Below are 18,018 nucleotides of genomic sequence, written 5' to 3'. Positions count from 1 at the left end.
AATGCAGCCTTTCTTTTTCAAGCGAAGATTCGGCTGTTACTTGCGCGGAACCTTCGGCACCGTGCCGCCCTTGCGCGGCGACTTGCCTTCCGGCTCATCGTTCTCGCTGGCCGCTGCGGCCTTGGCCGAACGGCGGGCATCCGCGGCCGCACCGGCCTTGCCGACGCGGCTTCTGGCCTTAACGGTGGTGTCACCGTCATCCTCTTCCACCTCGACCGGCGCATCGCCGACCTCGGCTTCCGGCTTCGGCCGGATCGGTGCCGTATCGGCGGTTGCTTCGAGCACGATGCCGGTGGTGCCGTCTTCCTTCGTGCCGACCGTGACGATGACGACGCCACCCTTCTTCAGCTTGCCGAAGAGGATTTCGTTCGCCAGCGGCTTCTTGATGTTTTCCTGGATGACGCGCGCCAGCGGACGGGCGCCCATCTTTTCGTCGTAGCCCTTCTCGGACAGCCAGGCGATGGCGTCCTCGTGCAGATCGAAGGTAACATTCCGTTCGGAAAGCTGTGCCTCCAACTGCATGATGAACTTCTGCACGACCTTGTGGATGACCGTAGTCGGCAGGGGCGCGAACGGAATGGTCGCATCCAGACGGTTGCGGAATTCCGGGGTGAAGAGCCGGTTGAGAGCCTCTTCATCCTCGCCCGTACGCTTGGCCGAGCCGAAGCCGATGGCGGCCTTGGCCATTTCCGATGCGCCCGCATTGGTCGTCATGATCAGGATGACGTTGCGGAAGTCGATCTTCTTGCCGTTATGGTCGGTCAGTGCGCCATGGTCCATGACCTGCAGCAGGATATTGAAGATATCCGGATGCGCCTTCTCGATTTCGTCGAGCAGGACAACGCTGTGCGGATGCTGGTCGACACCGTCGGTCAGCAGGCCGCCCTGATCGAAGCCGACATAGCCGGGAGGTGCGCCGAGCAGACGGGAAACCGTGTGACGCTCCATATATTCCGACATGTCGAAGCGCAGCAGTTCGACGCCGAGCGACGAAGCAAGCTGCTTGGCGACTTCCGTCTTGCCGACGCCCGTGGGGCCGGAGAAGATGTAGCAGCCGATCGGCTTGTTCGGTTCGCGCAGGCCGGCACGAGCAAGCTTGATCGCCGTCGACAGAGCCTCGATCGCCGTATCCTGGCCGTAGACGACCGAACGCAGCTCCTGTTCGAGGTTGGCGAGAACCATCTCGTCATCCTTGGAAACCGTCTTCGGCGGAATACGGGCCATGGTGGCGATCGTGATCTCGATCTCCTTCTCGGTGATCAGCTTGCGACGCTTGGACGGCGGCAGCAGCATCTGTGCCGCACCGGTTTCGTCGATGACGTCGATCGCCTTGTCCGGCAGCTTGCGGTCGGAGATGTAGCGGGCCGACAACTCGACCGCCGACTTGATGGCGTCGTTCGAGTAGCGCAGATGATGATACTCTTCGAAATAGGGCTTCAGGCCCTTCATGATTTCGATGGCATCCTCGATGCTCGGCTCGTTGACGTCGATCTTCTGGAAGCGGCGGACAAGCGCCCGGTCCTTCTCGAAGAACTGACGGTATTCCTTGTAGGTGGTCGAACCGATGCAACGGATGGCACCCGAGGACAGAGCCGGCTTCAGCAGGTTCGATGCATCCATCGCACCGCCTGAGGTGGCGCCAGCACCGATGACGGTGTGGATCTCATCGATGAACAGCACGGCGCCCGGATATTCCTCGAGTTCCTTGACGACCTGCTTCAGCCGCTCTTCGAAATCGCCGCGATAGCGAGTGCCGGCAAGCAGCGTACCCATATCGAGCGAAAAGATCGTGGCATCTGCGAGCGCCTCGGGAACCTTGCCTTCGACGATGCGCTTGGCAAGACCTTCGGCAATCGCCGTCTTGCCGACGCCTGGGTCGCCGACATAAAGCGGGTTGTTCTTCGACCGGCGGCAAAGCACCTGGATCGTGCGGTTGACCTCAGAATGACGGCCGATCAACGGATCGATCTTACCGTTCTTGGCCTTCTCGTTGAGGTTGACGCAATAGGCCTTCAGCGCATCCTGCTGCTTCTTGCCATTACCCTCCTCCTGCTCGCCGCGGGAGGTCGGCTTGCTCTCGGATTCGCTTTCCTCGGCGCCGCGCGGCGTGCGGGCCTGGGAGGAGCCCGGACGCTTGCCGATGCCATGAGATATATAGTTGACCGCGTCGTAGCGGGTCATTTCCTGCTCCTGCAGGAAGAATGCAGCATGGCTTTCCCGTTCCGCGAAAATAGCGACGAGAACGTTGGCGCCCGTCACTTCCTCGCGACCGGACGACTGTACATGGATCACGGCGCGCTGGATGACACGCTGGAAACCGGAAGTCGGCTTCGAGTCCTCATCATAGCCCGTGATCAGGTTTGAAAGTTCATTATCGACGTATTCAGTCAGAGTCTTACGGAGCGCGTCGAGATCAACATTGCACGCGCCCATGACAGCTGCGGCGTCGGCGTCGTCAACCAACGCCAAAAGCAGATGTTCCAGCGTGGCATACTCGTGATGCCGCTCGTTCGCGTAAGTCAGTGCCTGGTGCAGCGCCTTCTCAAGACTAGGCGAAAATGTTGGCACGTTCAGATCCTCACTTCTTTTCCATAACACATTGCAGCGGATGCTGGTGCTGCCGGGCAAAATCCATCACCTGGCTCACCTTCGTTTCGGCTACTTCATATGTATATATCCCGCATTCGCCCACGCCGTGGTTATGGACATGGAGCATGATGCGAGTGGCACTCTCAAGATCCTTTTGAAAGAAACGCTCCAGGATGTGGATCACAAAATCCATGGGCGTATAGTCGTCATTCAGAAGCAGCACGCGGTATAGATTGGGCTTCTTGGTTTTGGGCTTGGTGCGTGTAATCACCGAGGTCCCGCGATTTCCGTTGTCCCCGTTCCTTTCGCCATTGTTTTGCATCCGGATCGGCTCAGCGATCATTTCGTTCTTTCCTCAAATCATCCGGCAGAAGCTATCGCATTCCGACTTGGCAACTGGGTTGGTTTATTGACTCGGTCGGGCCGAATATCCGAACCTATAACTTAGTTCATATTGGCGTGATTTTAAGCCCCTTGCTGGACACTGCAATCACAATTCGCTGACAAAGCGGGCTGTGGCCAAAAAAGTCGCAGCATATTGCCGCGCCAGGCGCGACTATCGAAAACGCAAAGGGCCGACTGCGCGTCGCGCAGTCGGCCCTTCCGGAAATTGTCGCCTTGGGGCGAGTTCTTAAGCGGCCGTGGCTGTCGCTGCCGCCTTGCTAGCAGCCTTCGTCGCTGCGGCGACAGGCGCTTCGTAAGGCTTGTAAGCGTTCTTGGCGAGATCGGCATACATTTCACCGAGCTTGGTGGCTTCGGCGACGAAGTTTTCGTAGGCCGACTTCACGTAGCTGCTCTGGAGTTCGAAAACAGCTTCGAAGCTCTTGACGCCGGCGAGCGTTTCAAAGTGCGTAACACCATCCTGGAACGACTTCTTTGAATATTCAGCAGTTTCGGCGGCAATAGCCTGGAAACCCTTGCTGACATCGGAGTAGCTCTTCAGCGCCGTGTCCATGGCTTCCTTGCCCTTCTTGTTCGCTTCATCGAAATTGAACATGTTTCTCCGTCCCTTGTTGGCCGGCCCGCGGCCGGTTTACGCAGACAAGACTTAAATGCGATGCACAATTAGTCAAGTAGTCTTGTGCGTCGCAATATCACCCGGAGATTGCATTTCCGATGACGGCACAATGTCATCGACAAGAGCGCAGACGCATCCGTTTGTTTTCTCTAATATATATCAATGTCCCTGCAACTACAGGCTTTGGCAGAAATATTGCGACTTGGCGGAAAATCGTATCTGGGCAGATGGAAAGTTCAATCACCTGTTCAGAACGACGAATCAGACCATTTTCAGTCGGCATCCAAGAAAAGAGCCGCATTTCGATGAAATGCGGCTCCGAAATCGCACTGAAATATTGGACACTTACAGCGACTTAGAGATCGACGTCCAGGATAGCCATCGAGAAATTGTAGGAACGGTCGCCGTCTTCATCATCGATATAGACAACACCCAGGAACTCTTCGCCGAGATAGACTTCCGCCGAATCATTCTTGCGCGGCCGGGCCTTCACCACCATCTGCGGATTGAACATGCGTTTGAAGTAGGCGTCGAGTTTCTTGATTTCGTCAGGCTTCACAATGCATTCTCCGTGAGGATCTCTGTTTGGCCGCTTCTTGCATGGGAAAAGCGGCGGTGTAAAGACCGGAACCGCGCCAAATACCCTAGGCAATGGCGCTAAATCCCGAAATTCAGGTTGGACTTTGCCTAGATTCCGGCGCCCATGATCTGGTCGACAACCATGCGTTCGGCCAGCAGCTGATCCATGGAGCGGGATGGCTCCGAGCAGCCTGCCTCGCCGACAACCTTGGCTGGAACGCCGGCTACCGTCGTCTTCGGCGGCACTTCCTTCAGAACGACCGAGCCGGCGGCGATACGCGAGCAATGGCCGATCTGGATATTGCCAAGGATCTTCGCTCCGGCGCCGATCAACACGCCATGGGCGATTTTCGGATGGCGGTCGCTGCCTTCCTTGCCGGTGCCGCCAAGGGTGACGCCATGCAGGATCGACACGTTGTCGCCTATAACGGCCGTTTCGCCCACGACCAGCCCGGTCGCGTGATCGAGGAAGATACCCTTGCCGATACGCGCAGCCGGGTTGATGTCGGTCTGGAAGACGCTCGAGGATCGGCTTTGCAGATAAAGAGCAAAATCACGGCGGCCGCGATTGTACAGCCAGTGCGCGAGACGATGGGTCTGCAAGGCATGAAAGCCCTTGAAATAGAGAACCGGCTCGAGGAAACGGAGACAGGCGGGATCGCGATCGTAGACGGCCTGAATATCGACACGCAGGATCGATCCCCATTCCGGCCAATCGCTCAGCATTTCCTCGAAAGTCTGCCGCAGGAGAACGGCCTGCATATCCGGATGGTCGAGGCGCTCGCAAATGCGATAGATGACGCATTCCTCCAGCGAACGGTGATTGATGATCGTCGAATAAAGGAAGGCGGCCAGAAGCGGGTCCCGCTCTGCGGCGGCGCGAGCTTCCTCACGCATGCTATCCCAGATGGGATCCACGACCTTAACCGCGCCTAGGCCCTCCAGAGGGCGAATGTCCGTTACTGCGACCATTGGCGGTCTCCCGATTTGCTGCCAGAGGTGCATTATATAGAATAAATGCCACACAAGACAAATGGGTCAGGCGCGCATGAATTTCGAGCATGATTTTGCCGGCGGTCTCCTTCGTGCAACCAGCAGCGATGCCATAGGCACGATCACCATCAACAACCCCGGCAGCAAGAATGCCGTGACGGCGGCCATGTGGCGGGCACTTCCCCAGGCCGTGCGCATTTTGACCGACGAGGCGCACGCCCATGTGATCATTCTTCGTGGCGCCGGCGCGGATTTTTCCGCAGGCGCCGACATCCGCGAATTCGATAGCGTGCGTAAAGATGCCGAAACGGCCGTCGCCTACGAGGCTTTGAACAGCCAGGCCTTCACGGCCATTCGTCATTGCCGCGTGCCGACGATCGCGGCGATCCGCGGCATCTGTTACGGCGGCGGCTTTGGGCTGGCAGCCGCTTGCGACCTGCGAATCGCGGAGCAAGGCGCGCGTTTCTCGATACCCGCCGTCCGCCTCGGCATCGCCTATCCCGCCGACGCCGTGCAGGACATCATCAACGCGCTAGGATCGCAGATGGCCAAGGTCGCGTTGTTTACTGGCGCGCCGATGTCGAGCGAGAAGATGGCTGCTGCCGGATTTCTGCTGGAAGAGATAGAGGCCGACGCGTTCGACGCTGAGGTGTCCGCCCTCGCCCATGCGATCGCCGCCAATGCGCCGATCGCGCTGCATGCCTCGAAACTCGCAATCCGCGCCGTCATCGAACAGGATGGCGATCTGCTGCGCGAGGCTGAAGTGATCGGCGCCGAGACTTTCGACAGCGCCGACTACGCCGAAGGGCGCGCCGCCTTTGCCGCGCGACGGAAGCCACTATTCACCGGCAAGTGACTTGATCGATCCAGCCTGTCAGTTCTCCAGCCGCTTGTAGAACGCCAGAACCGCTGTCTTGAAGACTTTGTCGCCGACAGCCAGCATGTGATCGCGGTTGGGGATGTCGACGACCTCGGCATGCGGCATCAGATCAGCGAGCTCCTGCGCCGAGCCGGCAATATCGTCCTTGGTGCCGACGGCGATCAGGGTCGGCGCCTCGATCCTCGCCACATCCTCCTTTGCGGCCAGATCGCGCGACCCCTGGATGCAGGCGGCAAGCGCCTGCCGGTCGCTCCTGGTCTGCTCGGCAAAAACGCGGAACATGCGGCCGCGCAGATGCGTGACATCGTCCAGCGACGGCGCAAGCAGGGCGTCCGCAATCGGATCCCAATCGCCGACTCCCTCGACCATGCCGATGCCGAGGCCGCCGAGCACCAGCGAACGAACACGGTCAGGATGCGCTATCGCCATGAATGTCGAAACGCGCGCGCCCATCGAATAGCCCATGACATGCGCCTCGGGGATGCCGAGGTGATCGAGCAGAGCGACGGCGTCTTCGGCCATGATCCAGGGATGATAGACATCGGCATCATAGGGCTTGTCGCTCATGCCGTGGCCGCGATTGTCGATGGCAATCACACGGTAACCTGCCTCATCAAGCACCTTGAGCCAGCCCGGATTGACCCAATTGGCAACCGCGGTCGAGGCAAATCCGTGAATCAGCAAGACCGGCTCGCCATTCGGATTGCCCTCGTCGAAATAGGCGAGCTTCAACCCGTCTCTGACAAAATAGGAAATCGGAGGAACATTCAAATTCATGGCTGTATCTTCGCAAACAGGGGTCTTATTGGCGCCGGACCATATTTTATCGGCGATATCAGGTGAACCCCGCTTTCGCGAAAATCTCTGCGCTGAGCCGGACTTTCGCACTACACAATCGGCAAGAAGGATTATAAAGAGGGGCTACCAAGTCTGGCGCAACATTCATGCCGCTCAAGGCAAGACGCATTTGGAGATCATCATGGCCGGCCACAATATTCCCCATTTCCAGAACGATGGCGGACACCGCGTTATCGAAATCGGCGTGAAGGAATTCATGTGCACCGGCGCCTCGGTCCCCTACGATCATCCGCATATCTTCATCGATCTGGGCGACGAGAGCGAGAAGGTCTGCTCCTACTGTTCGACGCTGTACCGCTACAATCCGTCGCTGAAGGCCGACCAGACCAACCCGCCCGGCTGCGTCTTCCACTTCAAGGCCGCGTGACCCTCCTGGATCGCGATCGGACATAGCCGAATGCCGATCAAAACAGCCGCCATCATCGGCGCCGGAATAGCCGGGTTGACGGCGGCGCTGGCGCTGGCAAGGCATGGCATCCGCTCGGAGATTTTCGAACAAGCGGACGTATTGACCGAAGTTGGCGCCGGCCTGCAGATTTCCCCGAACGCCTCCCGCATCCTCGATACGCTCGGCGTGCTCGACGCGCTTCTGCCCATCTGGCTCGAACCGCAAGACGTGCAGCTGGTGTCCGGCTCTTCGCTGCGGCCGGTCGCATCCGTTCCATGCGGCGATTTTGCCAAGCAGCGATGGGGGTCTCCCTACGGCACGGCGCATCGCGCTACCCTGCAAAGGGCGCTTCTCGATGCCGTGACGGCCAACGCGCTTTGCACGCTGCATCTCGGCCGACACATCGATATCAAGGACAGACAAGAATTGGATGGGATCGCCGGTCGGGACATCGATCTCGTCATCGGCGCCGACGGCGTCTGGTCAAAGATGCGAGCCTTGGTGCCCGGCGCCCCCTCGCCGCTCTTTTCCGGCAACATCGCATGGCGTTTCACTCTTCCGGAAGCTTCCGCACCAGCCATCCTGAACAAGACGAGCGTCACGGCGTTTCTCGGTCCGTCCAGCCACCTCGTTTGCTATCCGATCCGGGAAAACGCCGCCTTCAACATCGTCGCCATCGTCTCCGGGAATGGTGCGAGCCATGACTGGAGCGCCACCGGCAGCAAGGCTCAAAGAGACAATATGCTGCGCGGCTTTTCCGGCTGGAACAACGCAATTCTGCGGATGCTGGAAACGCAGGAGCAGGCAAGCTTCTGGCCCCTTTATGAGATGGGGCCTGGCCGTTGGCACAACGGCAGCGACACGATCCTGATCGGCGATGCGGCTCATGCGATGATGCCATTCGCCGCCCAAGGCGCGGCCATGGCCATCGAGGATGCGTTCGAGCTTGCCGGCATGCTCGCGACACGCCCTGTCTCTGAAGCACTCGATCTTTATGAGAAGCATCGTGCGCCGCGCATCGCCCGCCTGCGCCAGCGCGCCGCCTTCAATCAATTCGCCTACCATGCCCGCGGGCCTATACGGATGGCACGCGACCTCGTTCTCTCCCTGCGCCCGCCGCAAAGCCTTGCGGCGGACATGGACTGGATCTACGGCTATCGCGCCATCGGCTGATCAAGCCTCCTTGGCTGCCGCCAGGCCCTTTTCGATATCCGCCTTGAGATCGGCGACATCTTCCAGACCGATCTGCAGGCGCAATACCGGCCCCTCCGTCGGCGCCCTGGCGACGCGGCGGTCGTTGAGGTTGACGTGCAATGCCAAGCTTTCGAAGCCGCCCCAGGAATAGCCGAGACCGAAAATCCGCAGCGCATCGAGGAAGGCATGCGCCTTGGCCTTGAACTTCTCGGGGTTGTCGACAGCCAGGACGAAAGAGAAGATACCGCTCGCACCCTTGAAGTCGCGCTTCCAAATTGCATGACCTGGAAAGCTCGGCAGCGCAGGATGCAATACGCGTGCAACCTCCTCCCGTCCCTCCAGCCATCGGGCGATCGCAAGCGCGCTCTCCTGATGGCGCTGGAGCCGCACACCCATGGTGCGCAAGCCCTTCAGCACCTGGTAAGCATCATCCGGTGCGCCGCAGATGCCGAGTTGACCGTGAGCGTCCAGCAGCCGCTTCCAATGCGCCGCATTGGCGGAAACGGTTCCCATCAGAATATCGGAGTGGCCGGCCGGATATTTGGTCACCGCATGGATCGAGATGTCGACGCCATGATCAAGCGGCCTGAAATAGAGCGGCGTCGCCCAGGTATTGTCCATTGTGACGACGCAGCCGTGCCTGTGAGCCGCAGTGGAAATTGCAGAAATATCCTGCATTTCGAAGGTGTTGGAACCCGGCGCCTCGGTATGCACCAGTTTAGTGTTCGGCCTGATCAGCTGCTCGATGCCGGGGCCGATCAGCGGTTCGTAGTATTCAATCTCGACGCCGAGGCGCTTCAGCATGGTATCGCAGAAGAAGCGCGTGGGACCGTAGACCGAATCAACGACCAGCGCATGGTCACCGGCGGATAAAAACGCAAGAAAAGGTATGGTGACAGCCGCAAGCCCCGACGGCACGATGACCGTTCCTGCCGATCCCTCCAGTGCGTCGATCGCCTCGCAAAGCGCATCCGTCGTCGGCGTGCCGCGCGTGCCGTAGGTATATTTCTGGTCGTGCGTTTCCATGGTCCGCGCATTCGGAAACAACACCGTGGACGCATGAACCACCGGCGGATTGACGAATCCGTGGAAATCGGACGGCGAATTACCGATGTGGGATAAACGCGTGTTGATGCCGGCGTTCTGCAGGAATGTGTCTTTGTCTTTCATGTCCGGATATGCCCTTGGCGCTGTAGGAGCCTCGATTTGTGGCGAGCAAGTCCAGTTGGGTCAACCCCGATCCGTTTAAGTCCCTCATATTATTAGAAGGCTAAAGTAACGAAAACAGCCGACAACCTCCATTTTCGCGCAGTTTTTTGGCAAAATGCCGCCTATTTTGACGCCAAACGCTCATTTTTCGACCGCCCCGGGCGAAAATGCCGAATAAATCCGCAATAATCGGGGCAATGTCTTGACCGCAAAACCATTTACGACTGTGATAGGACCACTCGCACCGGGAGAGTGAGGGAACGTGGTTCTCCGGGAACCTGCTTCGGGAGCGATACATTTTAACTATAAAACAATAGTCAAAGGTAGGGAAAGATGAAAAAGTTTGCGCTGTCCGTACTCCTCGGAGCCGCGGCATTGGCATACACCGCTTCCGGCGCGTCGGCATCGACGCTGAGCGACGTGAAGGCGAAGGGCTTCATTCAATGCGGCGTGAATACGGGTCTTCTTGGCTTCGCACAGCCAGACGCATCCGGTAACTGGGCCGGTTTCGACGTCGACTTCTGCAAGGCTGTCGCTTCGGCTGTCTTCGGAGACGCGACCAAGGTCAAGTACACCCCCCTCAGCTCCAAGGATCGCTTCACCGCGCTGCAGTCCGGCGAAGTCGATCTGCTGTCGCGCAACACGACCTGGACCATCAACCGTGATACGGCGCTCGGTCTTAACTTCCGCCCGATCACCTACTATGACGGCCAAGGCTTCATGGTCCGCAAGGAACTGAACGTCAAGTCGGCTCTGGAACTCTCCGGCGCCGCTGTCTGCGTCCAGTCCGGCACGACGACGGAACTCAACCTCGCCGACTACTTCAAGGCCAATAACCTTCAGTACAATCCGGTGGTCTTCGACAAACTCGAAGAAGTCAACGCTGCCTATGATTCCGGTCGTTGCGACGTCTACACCACCGACCAGTCCGGCCTCTATTCGCTGCGTCTGACGCTGAAGAACCCCGACGACAACGTTGTTCTGCCGGAGATCATCTCGAAGGAGCCGCTCGGACCGGCCGTTCGCCAGGGCGATGAGCAGTGGTTCGACATCATCAGCTGGACCGCTTACGCGCTGATCAACGCCGAAGAATTCGGCATCACGCAGAAGAACGTCGACGAGATGAAGGGTTCGGCAAACCCGGATATCAAGCGCTTCCTCGGCGCTGAGCAGGGTTCGACGATCGGCACCGACATCGGCCTAGCCAACGACTGGGCCTACAACGTCATCAAGGGCGTCGGCAACTACGGCGAAGTCTTCGACCGCAACATCGGCGCAGGCAGCCCGCTGAAGATCGCTCGCGGCCTGAACGCGCTGTGGAACAAGGGCGGCATCCAGTACGCACCGCCGGTCCGCTAAGCCGCGCACCGCATGCTTTATGAGAAAGGCGGCCTCCGCCTTTCTCTTTTAAGAAAACAAGCCCGAAACGGGCGTACTGGGGAAAAAATTCCGCATGGCAATTGCTACAAATTCGCCTGAAGGCGAACGCTCATTCGCATCTGCGATATACAATCCCAAGGTCCGGGGTCTGTTTTATCAGGTCATTACCATCCTGATTTTGTTGGCCGGCGGTGCGTTCATCCTCTACAACACCGTCGATAATCTGCGCGCGACAAACCAACCCTTTGGGTTCAGCTTCCTCCAAGGACGCGCCGGTTTCAATCTCGGACAGGCCCTGATTCCTTTTTCGGGCGACTCCACCAATACCACCGCGCTCATTGTCGGCCTGCTCAATACGCTTCTCATCGCGATAACGGGCATCATCGCGGCGACGATCATCGGCTTCATCATCGGTATAGGCCGGCTTTCGCGGAATTGGCTGATCGCGAAGCTCTGCCAGGCCTATGTCGAGATCTTCCGCAATATTCCGCCGCTGCTCGTCATCTTCTTCTGGTATAGCGGCGTGCTGGTGCTGCTGCCGCAGGCTCGTGATGCCCTGCACCTGCCGTTTTCCAGCTATCTCAGCAATCGCGGCCTCGCCTTTCCGAGCCCGATTTTCGGCGCCGGCATGTGGGCGGTCGGCTTGGCGTTCATCATTGCCATCGTCGCCGTATTTTTCCTGGCGCGCTGGGCGCACAAGCGCCAGGAAGCCACCGGCCAGCAATTTCACACCATCTGGGTGTCGATCGCTCTGCTCGTTGGCTTGCCGCTTCTGACCTTCCTTGCGTCCGGCATGCCGCTTACCTTTGACTATCCCATCGCCGGCAAATTCAACCTGACGGGCGGTTTCGTCGTCGGGCCGGAATTCATGTCCCTGTTCCTGGCGCTTTCCTTCTACACGGCTTCCTACATCGCCGAGATCGTCCGCGGCGGTATTCGCGCCGTAGCCAAGGGCCAATCGGAAGCCGCTGGCGCGCTTGGTCTTCGCCCTTCCGCCATCACCCGACTTGTCGTCATCCCACAGGCAATGCGCATCATCATCCCGCCGTTGAGCAGCCAGTATCTGAACCTGACGAAAAACTCTTCGCTCGCGATTGCCATCGGCTATGCCGATCTGGTCGCCGTTGGCGGCGTTATTCTCAATCAGTCCGGCCGCGCGATCGAAACGTTCATCATCTGGATGGTTGTCTACCTTACGCTGAGCATCGCGACCTCGCTGTTTATGAACTGGTTCAATGCCAAGATGGCTTTGGTGGAGAGATAAGATGTCCAACGCAAGCCAAAACTTTGTCAGCAAAACCATTCTTCCGCCGCAGCCGGCTCCGGCGGGCGAAAAGGGCGCCGCTCACTGGATCCGGAAAAATCTAATGGCGACACCGAAGGATGTGGTCCTGACCATCCTTGCCATTGCCCTCCTTGCCTGGGCCATTCCGCATATCGTCAACTGGCTGTTCATTCAGGCTGCCTGGACCGGAACCGGTCGCACCGTCTGCGCGACGACCGTGCAGGGCGGAACGCAGCCGGACGGCTGGAGCGGCGCTTGCTGGGCATTCGTCTACTCGAAATTCACGATCTTCATGGTCGGCCTCTACACGCCGGAGGAACGTTGGCGACCGGCGCTCGTCGCCGTTCTCGCCATTCTCACCATCGCGCCGATGATGATACCGTCCTTTCCGAGGAAGGGACTGAATGCCATCCTGGCCTTCATCGTGCTCCCCATCGTATCGTTTTTCCTGCTTTATGGCGGCTTCGGCCTCGAGGTGGTGGAAACGCAGAAGTGGGGCGGCCTGATGGTGAATCTGGTGCTTTGCTTTGTCGCGATCGTGGTGTCGTTTCCTTTGGGCATCCTGCTTGCGCTCGGTCGGCGTTCGAAAATGCCGGTCATCCGCATGCTGTGCGTCCTCTTCATCGAAGTCATCCGCGGCATTCCGCTGATCACAGTGCTGTTCATGGCCAGCGTCATGCTGCCGCTCTTCCTGCCGCACGGCTGGACGGTGGACAAGCTGCTACGCGCCGTGATCGGCGTTTCGATCTTCACCTCGGCCTATATGGCTGAAGTCTTCCGCGGCGGCCTGCAGGCAGTGCCGAAAGGCCAGTTCGAAGGCGCCGATTCGCTCGGCCTCGGCTATTGGCAGAAGATGCGGCTGATCGTGTTGCCGCAGGCGATCAAGCTGGTCATCCCCGGCATCGTCAACACCTTCATCGGCATGTTCAAGGACACGTCGCTGGTGTCGATCATCAGCATGTTCGATCTGCTCGGCATCGTCCGCCAGAATTTCTCCGACGCGAACTGGGCGAGCCCCGTGACACCGATCACGGGCCTGGTCTTCGCCGGTTTCCTTTTCTGGCTGTTCTGCTTCGGCATGTCGCGCTATTCAGGCTTCATGGAACGCCATCTCGACACTGGCCACAAACGATAAAAACTGAGGGAAAATACTATGGCTGACGCCCAACCTAAAAAACTGACCATTTCCGATACGGAAGTCGCGGTTGAAATGATCAACATGAACAAGTGGTACGGCGATTTCCACGTACTGCGCGATATCAACCTCAAGGTCATGCGCGGCGAGCGCATCGTCATCGCCGGCCCGTCGGGCTCGGGCAAATCGACGATGATCCGCTGTATCAACCGGCTGGAAGAACACCAGAAGGGTAATATCTTCGTCGACGGCACAGAGCTCACCAACGATCTGAAGAAGATCGACGAAGTGCGCCGCGAAGTCGGCATGGTGTTCCAGCACTTCAACCTCTTCCCGCACCTGACGATCCTGGAAAACTGCACGCTGGCGCCGATCTGGGTGCGCAAGATGCCGAAGAAGCAGGCGGAAGAAGTCGCAATGCACTTCCTGAAGCGCGTCAAGATCCCGGAGCAGGCGAAGAAATATCCGGGCCAGCTTTCGGGCGGCCAGCAACAGCGCGTGGCCATCGCCCGCTCGCTCTGCATGAACCCGAAGATCATGTTGTTCGATGAACCGACCTCGGCGCTCGATCCGGAAATGATCAAGGAAGTGCTCGACACCATGGTGGGTCTTGCCGAGGAAGGCATGACCATGCTTTGCGTCACCCATGAAATGGGCTTTGCACGCCAGGTCGCCAACCGCGTCATCTTCATGGACCAGGGCCAGATCGTCGAACAGAACTCGCCGAAGGAGTTCTTCGACAATCCGCAGCATGAGCGCACCAAGCTCTTCCTCAGCCAGATCCTGCACTAAGCTGACATTGTTGTTCAAAACGAAAACCCGTCGGCTGTATCCCAGCCGGCGGGTTTTTCATAAATATCTGCACCTAGAGAAAATTGCGGCAAGACCGAGCCTGTCAGCGCAAAGGCAAGGCGTAGGTCTGCTTGACGATTTGGCTTGGCACATCGGTCTTGACGTTCTGGATGCCGTTGACCTTCGTCAGATGCGTGGATTGAAACTGTCTGTAATCGTCGAGATCGGACACGGCGACACGCAGCAGCGCGTCGCTTTCGCCAAGCATGATGTAGCATTCCATCACCTCAGGCAGCTTCTTCATTGCCGCTATGAAGCGATCGATCGTTTCTGCATCCTGGGCCGTCAGCCAGACGCGGGCAAACATGGATAGCGGCAGCCCGACCTTGGCCGGATTGAGAACGGCCACATAGCGGTCGATCATGCCGGCATCCTCGAGAAGCTTCACGCGCCGCAGGCAGGGCGATGGAGACAGCCCCACCTCCTTTGCCAATTCCACATTCTGAATTCGCCCGTCGCGCTGCAGCGCGCGCAAAATACGTCTATCGATCTCGTCCAGTCGCATTGGCACTCTCTATCAACAGGGGCGCAATTGTGGATTTGAATGCCAATTAATCAATCAGAATTGACATCTTCGCAAGCCGATTGCCTCGCCAGGCCTTTAGGCTGCCATTCATGGAAAACATCGAGCTTCTTCTCTTTGCGGGCACTGTCCTGCCCCTCATCTGCACGCCGAGGCCGGACATGCTGTTCGTGGCATCGCAAACCATGTCCGGCGGCGTGGCGGCCGGGCTGCGCTCGACGGCGGGCATCTGCATCGGCTATGTCGTCCATTCGACGCTCACGGCCCTCGGCCTGGCGGCCATCATCGCCGCCTCTCCCGCCCTCTTCATGCTCCTGCGTTGGCTGGGTATCGCATATCTCGCCTACCTCGCGTCTCGACTGATCGCATCCTCGCTCAAAGCCGGGAAAGCCGCGCGGCCGTCGGCTTCGGCAACGCACACGTTTCGGCGCGCCTTCCTGACGGCCGTTCTCAATCCCAAGGGCATGATGATCTATTTCGCCATCCTGCCGCAGTTCATAAAACACGATGGGAGCGTCGCCCTGCAGGCGAGCATCCTATCCGCACTCTTCATTGGGCTGTGCGGGCTCTTCTATGCGCTCCTTAGCATCGCCATCGCGGCAGTCGGTTCTCGGAGAAGCCTCACCGATCGCGGTCGAAGATGGACCGAAGGCATCGCCGGCGGCCTTCTGCTGATCGCCGCCGGGCGACTGGCGACGTAAACAAGCCACGTAGCGCTTCACGCAGAACGCGATATACTGTTGACCACCGCGAAAAACACGCGGCATTCACGAGGCGTCAGGGAAGCGGGCCGTGAAGAAAAGCGACAGGATCATCGGTGCGCTCGCGCTGTTAAGCGCGGCCATCGTCGTCATAAAACTGGCCGGGGTAATGACCGGCTACGATCTCTTCCAGATGGCAGTCGACGCGACGAGGCCGAAAGATGCCGGCGGCTGGCTGGCGGCCACGAAATGAGGGTAGCGCAGCGCAAACGGCGTCCAGAAAAAAATCGGAGAGGATTGGCGACCCCTGCAGGATTCGAACCTGCGACCACCTGCTTAGAAGGCAGGTGCTCTATCCAGCTGAGCTAAGGGGCCTTGAGCCGAGCCGCAAGTTGTTTGCGGCGGACAACACATGCCTGAAACCGCCGTCAAACTCAATGGGCAGCGGTTTCAATAAGCGCCTGTTTCAGTGTGTCCAGGGCTGGATGCGCGAGTAACGGAAATTATCGGAATAGGAAACCGTCTGGCGCGTGGGATCCTTGGGGGCGATGACGCGGTATTCTATGCCTTCGCGCTGAGCATAGGCCTCGGCCAGCTCCTGCGTATCGAAAGTCAGCTTGAGCTGCTGGCGCGTGTCGGCCGAAGACGTGTAGCCCATGATCGGATCGATCTTGCGCGGGATCTCCTGATCGAATTCGAGAACCCAAACATTGGTCTTGGCCTTGCCGGACTGCATGGCGGTCTTTGCGGGACGATAAATCTTGGCAGGCATTGCTGCAGCGCCTCCGAATAAAGCGGGAGCAACCCGCTTCTTTGCTTCTCTTGCCTTGGCTCGATCCTTGAAGATCGAGCGAACACGACCTTTGCTTAGCCGCGAATCCCTTTGTTTTCAAGCGAAAACGCGGCCGGTATCAGCGCGAATTCATCGATATTGATGGGGGATTTTAAAGTGGTCGGAGTGGAGAGATTCGAACTCCCGACCCTCTGGTCCCAAACCAGATGCGCTACCAGACTGCGCTACACTCCGTACCTCAAGCATGATCCCGTGGAACATTGCATTTCCGCGGGGATCACGTTGCACCGCCTGACACTCGTCTAGCGGAACGAGTGCGGAGATACACGGTTCATCTGCACGCTGCAACAGCTAAAATCGTGCCGGGCAGTTCTTCCTGGTGAAAACCTATTTGTTCAGTTTTGCCGAAATGGTGGCGCTCGTTGCCTTATCGCCGACGGCAAGGCCGAGCTTTTTGACAATTCCACCATTCAGCTCGATGACGTAGGCAACCGGCCCATTGGAATTGATGATCGCTTCGGAATAGGGCACGGCGTTCTCCTGAATGTGGGTAACCACGCCGGTCTTGTCCAGGAAGAGCATGTCGAGCGCCAGCTTGGTGTTCTTCATCCACATCATGACGGGCCGCGACGTGCCGAAATCGAACAGCATGCCGTGATCGGCGGGCATCCTGTCACGATACATGAGGCCGAATTCCAGCTGCGGCGGCGTCAGGGCCAGTTCCACGGTGAGTTTATGCGTCGCGCCACTGGCCGATGCGATCGTCAGCGGTTCCGAATCGAATGCCATCGACTGCTGGCTTGCCGTCTGCGCCGCGAAGGAATACGGAGCGGTAGCTCCAACGAGAAAAAGCGCCACGACGGCGCTTTTCAAAACTCTGAGAAACAAATCTCCGGTCATATTAGTGCGGCCGTGTTGCCGGGCTCGGTGCATCCGGGTGAATTTCCGCTGCCATCAGACCCTTCTCGCCGGGTCCGAAGCGGACAAGCACCACCTGCCCCGGCCGCAGCTCCGCCAGGCCGAACCGACGCAGCGTTTCCATATGCACGAAGATATCCTCCGTGCCCTCGCCCCGCGTCAGGAAGCCGAAGCCCTTGGTGCGGTTGAACCACTTGACCAGGGCACGTTCCAGGCCACTGGTTGCCGTTACCTGCACATGCGTGCGCACCGGCGGCATCTGCGACGGATGCACGGCAGTCGATTGATCCATGGAGAGGATCTTGAAGGCCTGATAGCCCCGCTCCCTGCGCTGGATCAGCGCCACGATGCGGGTTCCTTCGAGAATCGTCTGATAACCGTCCCGCCGCAGGCACGTCACGTGCAGCAGCACATCCTGCATGCCGTTGTCAGGCACGATAAAACCGAACCCTTTGGCGACATCGAACCACTTGACAACGCCCGAGATCTCGATGAGCTCGACGGTATCGCCCGACATCTCCTCGAAGTCGTCAACTCCCTTCGATGAAATTCTGTCACCCATCCTAGCCAGCCCTCGATTACGCGTCACACTGTTACGGTTAACTGATTCCCTGATATCAAGATTAACATCTTGGTAACGGAAAAGCGCAAGTCCTAGTTTTCTTTATTCCCACCCTTAGATTATCCCGCAAAGACTTGCGCGAAGCTGGTGTCGCGATCCAA

The 18,018-nt window shown here is 58.6% G+C and carries 20 protein-coding genes and 2 tRNA genes; 9 read left to right on the top strand and 13 right to left on the bottom strand.

Going from position 1 to position 18,018, the window contains the following annotated elements; genetic code table 11:
* Nucleotides 1-36: 36 nt before the first annotated feature.
* From clpA to cysE, 5 genes are all read right to left on the bottom strand, one after another.
* Nucleotides 37-2,568: an ATP-dependent Clp protease ATP-binding subunit ClpA gene (clpA, locus tag JTP94_RS21330; RefSeq protein ID WP_204852473.1), complete on the bottom strand. Its 2,532-nt coding sequence runs from the start codon at nucleotides 2,566-2,568 to the stop codon at nucleotides 37-39.
* 10 nt (nucleotides 2,569-2,578) lie between these two features.
* Nucleotides 2,579-2,932: an ATP-dependent Clp protease adapter ClpS gene (gene clpS, locus JTP94_RS21325; RefSeq protein ID WP_034505170.1), complete on the bottom strand. Its 354-nt coding sequence runs from the start codon at nucleotides 2,930-2,932 to the stop codon at nucleotides 2,579-2,581.
* Between the two features lie 288 nt (nucleotides 2,933-3,220).
* Nucleotides 3,221-3,586, bottom strand: coding sequence for a phasin family protein (locus tag JTP94_RS21320; RefSeq protein WP_204852472.1), 366 nt, complete (start codon nucleotides 3,584-3,586; stop codon nucleotides 3,221-3,223).
* Between the two features lie 376 nt (nucleotides 3,587-3,962).
* Complete coding sequence (locus JTP94_RS35620) at nucleotides 3,963-4,166, bottom strand: DUF3126 family protein (RefSeq protein WP_034505173.1); 204 nt, start codon at nucleotides 4,164-4,166, stop codon at nucleotides 3,963-3,965.
* 128 nt (nucleotides 4,167-4,294) lie between these two features.
* The gene (cysE, locus tag JTP94_RS21310) at nucleotides 4,295-5,158 is read right to left on the bottom strand and encodes a serine O-acetyltransferase (protein ID WP_204852471.1); all 864 of its coding nucleotides are present in this window, start codon (nucleotides 5,156-5,158) and stop codon (nucleotides 4,295-4,297) included.
* A gap of 76 nt (nucleotides 5,159-5,234) precedes the next feature.
* Here cysE and JTP94_RS21305 point away from each other — a divergent pair, with 76 nt between their 5' ends.
* Nucleotides 5,235-6,035 carry an enoyl-CoA hydratase-related protein gene (locus JTP94_RS21305; RefSeq protein WP_204852470.1) on the top strand — a complete coding sequence of 267 codons (801 nt, stop codon included), beginning with the start codon at nucleotides 5,235-5,237 and terminating at the stop codon, nucleotides 6,033-6,035.
* An 18-nt stretch (nucleotides 6,036-6,053) separates the two neighbouring features.
* Here JTP94_RS21305 and JTP94_RS21300 read toward each other — a convergent pair whose 3' ends face one another.
* Entirely contained in the window at nucleotides 6,054-6,836 is a 783-nt protein-coding gene (locus JTP94_RS21300) for an alpha/beta fold hydrolase (protein ID WP_204852469.1), read from the bottom strand.
* Between the two features lie 202 nt (nucleotides 6,837-7,038).
* Here JTP94_RS21300 and JTP94_RS21295 point away from each other — a divergent pair, with 202 nt between their 5' ends.
* Nucleotides 7,039-7,284, top strand: a complete 246-nt coding sequence (locus JTP94_RS21295; protein WP_204852468.1) for a zinc-finger domain-containing protein — start codon at nucleotides 7,039-7,041, stop codon at nucleotides 7,282-7,284.
* Nucleotides 7,285-7,314: 30 nt separating this feature from the next.
* Nucleotides 7,315-8,478 (top strand): FAD-dependent monooxygenase, encoded by a 1,164-nt coding sequence (locus JTP94_RS21290; RefSeq protein ID WP_204852467.1) that lies wholly within the window; start codon nucleotides 7,315-7,317, stop codon nucleotides 8,476-8,478.
* Here the strand turns inward: JTP94_RS21290 and JTP94_RS21285 are convergent, their stop codons facing one another.
* Entirely contained in the window at nucleotides 8,479-9,669 is a 1,191-nt protein-coding gene (locus JTP94_RS21285) for a cystathionine beta-lyase (protein WP_204852466.1), read from the bottom strand.
* 372 nt (nucleotides 9,670-10,041) lie between these two features.
* Between JTP94_RS21285 and JTP94_RS21280 the strand changes: the two genes are divergently transcribed.
* The 4 genes from JTP94_RS21280 (at nucleotide 10,042) to JTP94_RS21265 (ending at nucleotide 14,300) form a co-directional block, all read left to right on the top strand.
* Nucleotides 10,042-11,067, top strand: coding sequence for an amino acid ABC transporter substrate-binding protein (locus JTP94_RS21280; protein WP_204852465.1), 1,026 nt, complete (start codon nucleotides 10,042-10,044; stop codon nucleotides 11,065-11,067).
* Nucleotides 11,068-11,161: 94 nt separating this feature from the next.
* Complete coding sequence (locus tag JTP94_RS21275; RefSeq protein WP_204852464.1) at nucleotides 11,162-12,352, top strand: amino acid ABC transporter permease; 1,191 nt, start codon at nucleotides 11,162-11,164, stop codon at nucleotides 12,350-12,352.
* A gap of 1 nt (nucleotide 12,353) precedes the next feature.
* A complete protein-coding gene (locus JTP94_RS21270; protein ID WP_204852463.1) occupies nucleotides 12,354-13,508 on the top strand; it encodes an amino acid ABC transporter permease in 1,155 nt (384 codons plus the stop codon).
* Nucleotides 13,509-13,526: 18 nt separating this feature from the next.
* Nucleotides 13,527-14,300, top strand: a complete 774-nt coding sequence (locus JTP94_RS21265; protein ID WP_204852462.1) for an amino acid ABC transporter ATP-binding protein — start codon at nucleotides 13,527-13,529, stop codon at nucleotides 14,298-14,300.
* A gap of 103 nt (nucleotides 14,301-14,403) precedes the next feature.
* Here the strand turns inward: JTP94_RS21265 and JTP94_RS21260 are convergent, their stop codons facing one another.
* Complete coding sequence (locus JTP94_RS21260) at nucleotides 14,404-14,871, bottom strand: Lrp/AsnC family transcriptional regulator (protein WP_204852461.1); 468 nt, start codon at nucleotides 14,869-14,871, stop codon at nucleotides 14,404-14,406.
* Nucleotides 14,872-14,975: 104 nt separating this feature from the next.
* Between JTP94_RS21260 and JTP94_RS21255 the strand changes: the two genes are divergently transcribed.
* Together JTP94_RS21255 and JTP94_RS21250 are read left to right on the top strand one after the other, a co-directional pair.
* The gene (locus tag JTP94_RS21255) at nucleotides 14,976-15,584 is read left to right on the top strand and encodes a LysE family translocator (RefSeq protein WP_204852460.1); all 609 of its coding nucleotides are present in this window, start codon (nucleotides 14,976-14,978) and stop codon (nucleotides 15,582-15,584) included.
* Nucleotides 15,585-15,675: 91 nt separating this feature from the next.
* The gene (locus JTP94_RS21250) at nucleotides 15,676-15,837 is read left to right on the top strand and encodes a hypothetical protein (protein WP_204852459.1); all 162 of its coding nucleotides are present in this window, start codon (nucleotides 15,676-15,678) and stop codon (nucleotides 15,835-15,837) included.
* 45 nt (nucleotides 15,838-15,882) lie between these two features.
* Here the strand turns inward: JTP94_RS21250 and JTP94_RS21245 are convergent.
* The 5 genes from JTP94_RS21245 to JTP94_RS21225 all read right to left on the bottom strand — a co-directional run bounded on the left by JTP94_RS21245 (nucleotide 15,883) and on the right by JTP94_RS21225 (nucleotide 17,857).
* A tRNA-Arg gene (locus tag JTP94_RS21245) sits at nucleotides 15,883-15,959 on the bottom strand.
* A 91-nt stretch (nucleotides 15,960-16,050) separates the two neighbouring features.
* The gene (locus JTP94_RS21240; protein ID WP_092573687.1) at nucleotides 16,051-16,356 is read right to left on the bottom strand and encodes an ETC complex I subunit; all 306 of its coding nucleotides are present in this window, start codon (nucleotides 16,354-16,356) and stop codon (nucleotides 16,051-16,053) included.
* 178 nt (nucleotides 16,357-16,534) lie between these two features.
* A tRNA-Pro gene (locus JTP94_RS21235) sits at nucleotides 16,535-16,611 on the bottom strand.
* 153 nt (nucleotides 16,612-16,764) lie between these two features.
* Nucleotides 16,765-17,277 carry a DUF192 domain-containing protein gene (locus JTP94_RS21230; RefSeq protein WP_204852458.1) on the bottom strand — a complete coding sequence of 171 codons (513 nt, stop codon included), beginning with the start codon at nucleotides 17,275-17,277 and terminating at the stop codon, nucleotides 16,765-16,767.
* 1 nt (nucleotide 17,278) lies between these two features.
* Complete coding sequence (locus JTP94_RS21225; protein ID WP_204852457.1) at nucleotides 17,279-17,857, bottom strand: cold-shock protein; 579 nt, start codon at nucleotides 17,855-17,857, stop codon at nucleotides 17,279-17,281.
* Between the last annotated feature and the right edge of the window lie 161 nt (nucleotides 17,858-18,018).

The organism is Martinezella lusitana (assembly GCF_016901135.1).
Classification (GTDB): domain Bacteria; phylum Pseudomonadota; class Alphaproteobacteria; order Rhizobiales; family Rhizobiaceae; genus Rhizobium; species Rhizobium lusitanum_D.
The sequence above is the reverse complement of the archived record's forward strand: the minus strand, read 5'-3'. Positions and strand labels throughout refer to the sequence as shown.